The sequence below is a fragment of the Hydrogenophaga sp. genome, assembly GCF_026125825.1.
Classification (GTDB): Bacteria; Pseudomonadota; Gammaproteobacteria; order Burkholderiales; family Burkholderiaceae_C; genus Hydrogenophaga.
Window position 1 is genome coordinate 1 of record NZ_JAHCKK010000180.1, and the last position, 3,970, is coordinate 3,970.

Genomic DNA, 3,970 nt, shown 5'->3' on the forward strand with positions numbered 1-3,970 from the left:
TCCGCGCAGCGCAGGCGCGCCAGCACCTCGGCCGTGCCGTGCTCCGCCCAGCGGATGGCGCGGTCGTCCTGGCGCATCGCGGGCCGCCATTGCGCGGGCGGCGGCGCGTCGCCCGTGCGCTCGCCGGCCTGGAAGCGCTGCACGGCGGCCAGGGTCGCGGCCAGTGCGGCCTGCGTGACCTCGCGCCGGTACAGGCTGCCCTTGGCCGCTTCGCGCAGCGGAAAACTCGCGTGCGCCCACACCGGCCCGGCGTCGAACTCGGCATTGGCCTGCAGCACCGTCACGCCCCACTCGCGCTCGCCGCGCAGCACCGCCCAGTCCAGCGCGCTCGGGCCCTGGTCGCCGGGCGGGCCGGGGTGCACCACCAGGCAGGGCAGCGCCTGCCACACGCTGGCCGGGATGCGGCGCTTGAGGAACGGCGCGATCAGCAGATCGGGCTGGAACAGCGCCACCGCCTCTTCGGTCACGCCGTCGTTGATGTCCAGCTCCACGCTCACCCGGTGGCCGCGCGCGCGCAACTCGGCAAACAGCCGCTGCGTGAGGCTGTTGAAGCTGTGGCACAGCAGCAGGATGCGCAGCGCAGGGTTCATGGCCAGGGGTGCCGTCCCCGGCGTGCCCTTGTCCAGCAACACCGACGGCGGCGCAGGGGGGTCAACATATCCGCGGGAGTTGCTCGCCGCTGAGCCAGTCCACCACGCGCCGGCCGCCAAAGCGGGTGGCCATCTGCACGAAGTGGTGCGGGTCGGCCGTCACCTCGCCGATGCGCGCGGCCTGCGCGCCCAGCGGGTGCGCGCGCATCGCGGCGAGCACGGTCTCGGCCGCCTCGGGCGCGCACACCGCCACCAGCTTGCCTTCGTTGGCCACGTAGAGCGGGTCCAGCCCGAGCAGTTCGCAGGCCGCGTCCACCTGTGGCCGCACGGGAATGGCGGCCTCCTGCAGCAGCATGCCCACGCCCGACTGGCGCGCGATCTCGTTGAGCGTGGTGGCCAGGCCGCCGCGCGTGGGGTCGCGCAGCACGCGCACCGCGCCCGGCGCGGCCGCCAGCATGGCCGCCACCAGCGTGTGCAGCGCGGCGGTGTCGCTCTCGATGGTGGTCTCGAACGCCAGCGACTCGCGCTGCGAGAGCACGGCCACGCCGTGGTCGCCGATGGTGCCGGAGAGCAGCAGCACATCGCCCTGGCGCGCGTGGCGCCCGCTGATCTCCACGCCCGGCGCCACCACGCCAATGCCGGTGGTGCTGATGAACACGCCGTCGCCCTTGCCCTTCTCCACCACCTTGGTGTCGCCGGTGACGATGGGCACGCCGGCCTCCTGCGCGGCCTTCGCCATGGAGCGCACGATGCGCTGCAGCTCGATCAGCGGGAAGCCCTCTTCCAGGATGAAGCTCGCGCTCAGCCACAGCGGCGTGGCGCCGGACATGGCCACGTCGTTCACCGTGCCGTGCACCGAGAGGCAGCCCACGTCGCCGCCGGGGAAGAACAGCGGCGAGACCACGTGGGCGTCGGTGGCGACCACCAGCCGGCCCTGGCCGGGGTCGAAGCGGGGCAGGGGCAGCACCGCGCCGTCGTCGCCCTGGCGCAGGTAGGGGTTGTCGAAGGCGGCGAGAAACAGCTCTTCGATCAGCTGCGCGGCGGCCTTGCCGCCCGCGCCGTGGCCCATGTCCACGCGGCCGTGCTTGATGTCCAGCGGGCGCGTGTAGTTCTTCTTCACCGGGCGCGGCGCGGGCGCCTCGCCGCTGGCGGCCTGGTCGGTGTCGGTTCTCATGGCGTGGCCTCCTCGATGGCGGCGGTGGCAATGGGGATGTCGCGGAAGCGCCCGTAGGCGTAGTGCGCCGCGCAGGCGCCTTCGCTGGACACCATGCACGAGCCCACCGGGTTCTCGGGCGTGCACACGGTGCCGAAGATCTTGCAGTCGGTCGGTTTCTTCACGCCGCGCAGGATGGCGCCGCACTCGCAGGCCTTGTTGTCGGCCACCGGGCGGTAGGTCAGGGCAAAGCGGCGCTCGGCGTCGAAGTCGGCGTACGCCTCGCGGATCTTGAGCGCGCTGTAAGGCACCTCGCCCAGGCCGCGCCACTCGAAGCTGGGCCGCAGCTCGAACACCTCGGAGACCAGCGCCTGCGCCTTGAGGTTGCCTTCGCTGGTGACGGCGCGCTTGAACTGGTTTTCCACATGGGCGCGCCCTTCGTTGACCTGGCGCACCAGCATCAGGATGGCCTGCATCACGTCCAGCGGCTCGAAGCCGGCGATCACCACCGGCTTGCGGTACTCCTCGGCGAAGTGCTCGTAGGGGCCCGCACCGATCACGATGCTCACGTGCGCCGGGCCCACGAAGCCGTCGATGGGCACGGTGCCGTACTCGCGCACCTCGGGCGACTCCAGGATGTGCGTGATGGCCGAGGGCGTGAGCACGTGGCAGCACAACACGCTGAAATTGGTCAGGCCCTCGCGCTGCGCGAGCTGGATGGTGAGCGCGGTCGGCGGCGTGGTGGTCTCGAAACCGATGGCGAAGAACACCACCTCGCGTTGCGGGTTCTGGCGCGCCAGGGCCAGCGCGTCGGCGGCGGAGTAGACCATGCGGATGTCGCCGCCGCGCGCTTTGGCGCGGATGAGCGAAAGGCTCTCGGAGGCCGGCACGCGCATGGTGTCGCCGTAGGTGCAGACGATGGCGCCCTGCGAGAGCGCCAGGCCGATCGCCTGGTCGATGCGCCCGATGGGCAGCACGCACACCGGGCAGCCCGGGCCGTGCACCATCTTCACGTTGGGCGGCAGCAGCTCCATGACGCCGTAGCGCGAGATCGCGTGCGTGTGGCCGCCGCAGAACTCCATGAAGCTGTAGGTGCGCGCGGGGTCGGCCTCGGCGGCGATGCGCGCGCCGATCTGCTTCGCCAGCTGACCGTCGCGGAATTCGTCGATGTATTTCATGAAAGGACCTCCACCCCCACGCTCCCCACGGCGTGGGGTTCGCTGCCCCCCTGCGCGTTCAGGGCCGCCATCTCGGCAAACAGGGCCAGCGTGCGCTCGGCCTCTTCGGGGTCGATGGTGCCGATGGCGTGGCCCACGTGAACGATCACGTAGTCGCCGACCTTCACGTCGGCCACCAGGGCGATGGAGATCTCCTTGCGGATGCCCCCGAGATCGACCACGGCCTGGTCGTTCGGCCGCAGCTCCACCAGCCGCGCGGGGATGGCTAGGCACATGATTCGGTCTCCTTGGAAGGGTGCAATGGGTTCTGAAGCGTCTCGATGCGGCGCGCGGCCACCCAGGCCTGGCCCAGGGCCAGCCCGGCGTCGCCGACGCCTTTCGCGCCCGGCAGGTGCGCGCGCAGGCCGGCGGCGTGCAGGCGCTCGACCACGCGCTCGCGCAGCACGCGGTTGAAGAAACAGCCGCCGCCCAGGCACACCTGCTGCGTGCCGTGCTCGCGCGCGGCCTGCGCGGCCCAGTGCGCCAGCGCATCGGCCAGCGCGAGATGAAAACCCGCGGCCGCCTCGTCCACGCGGTCGGCGCGCACGTCGAGCAGCGCGGCGAACAGGCCGCGCACATCGAGCCGGCGCTGGCCATCGGGCAGGGCATCGGTGAGCAGGTCCACCAAGGTGGCGGGCAGGGGCTCGCGCGGCGCGGGCGGCGAGTCGAGCCAGCGCGCGGCGGCGCTTTCCAGCGCGATCGCGGCCTCGGCCTCGTCGGTCTGGCGCACGCTCAGGCCCAGCGCGGCGGCGGCCGCGTCGAACCAGCGCCCGGCGCTGCTGGTGGGCGGGCAGTTCAGGCCGCGCGCCAGCATCTGCTGCACGCCGCTGGCCGTGGCCTGGCCCACCAGGGGCGCGAAGCGCGGCACGATCTCCGCGCCGCGCTCCAGCGCGTGCAGGGCGCTGGCGGCCATGCGCCAGGGCTCGCGCGCGGCGCGGTCGCCCCCGGGCAGCGCCAGCGGGTGCAGGTGGCCCAGGCGCTGGCAGCGCGCGCCGTCCACCCGCAGCAGT

General features: G+C 72.8%; 5 protein-coding genes. All 5 read right to left on the bottom strand.

Annotated elements, in window-relative coordinates:
- The coding region (locus tag KIT86_RS24545; protein ID WP_297403276.1) for a formyltransferase family protein at positions 1 to 590 on the bottom strand (590 nt) is incomplete at its 3' end.
- Between the two features lie 61 nt (positions 591 to 651).
- Entirely contained in the window at positions 652 to 1,764 is a 1,113-nt protein-coding gene (gene hypE / locus KIT86_RS24550; RefSeq protein ID WP_297403278.1) for a hydrogenase expression/formation protein HypE, read from the bottom strand.
- Complete coding sequence (gene hypD, locus KIT86_RS24555; protein ID WP_297403279.1) at positions 1,761 to 2,921, bottom strand: hydrogenase formation protein HypD; 1,161 nt, start codon at positions 2,919 to 2,921, stop codon at positions 1,761 to 1,763. Before hypD ends, hypE begins: the two co-directional genes overlap by 4 nt.
- Positions 2,918 to 3,196 (bottom strand): HypC/HybG/HupF family hydrogenase formation chaperone, encoded by a 279-nt coding sequence (locus KIT86_RS24560; RefSeq protein WP_297403281.1) that lies wholly within the window; start codon positions 3,194 to 3,196, stop codon positions 2,918 to 2,920. Before KIT86_RS24560 ends, hypD begins: the two co-directional genes overlap by 4 nt.
- The coding region (locus KIT86_RS24565; protein ID WP_297403284.1) for a carbamoyltransferase HypF at positions 3,187 to 3,970 on the bottom strand (784 nt) is incomplete at its 5' end. The genes KIT86_RS24560 and KIT86_RS24565, both read right to left, overlap by 10 nt.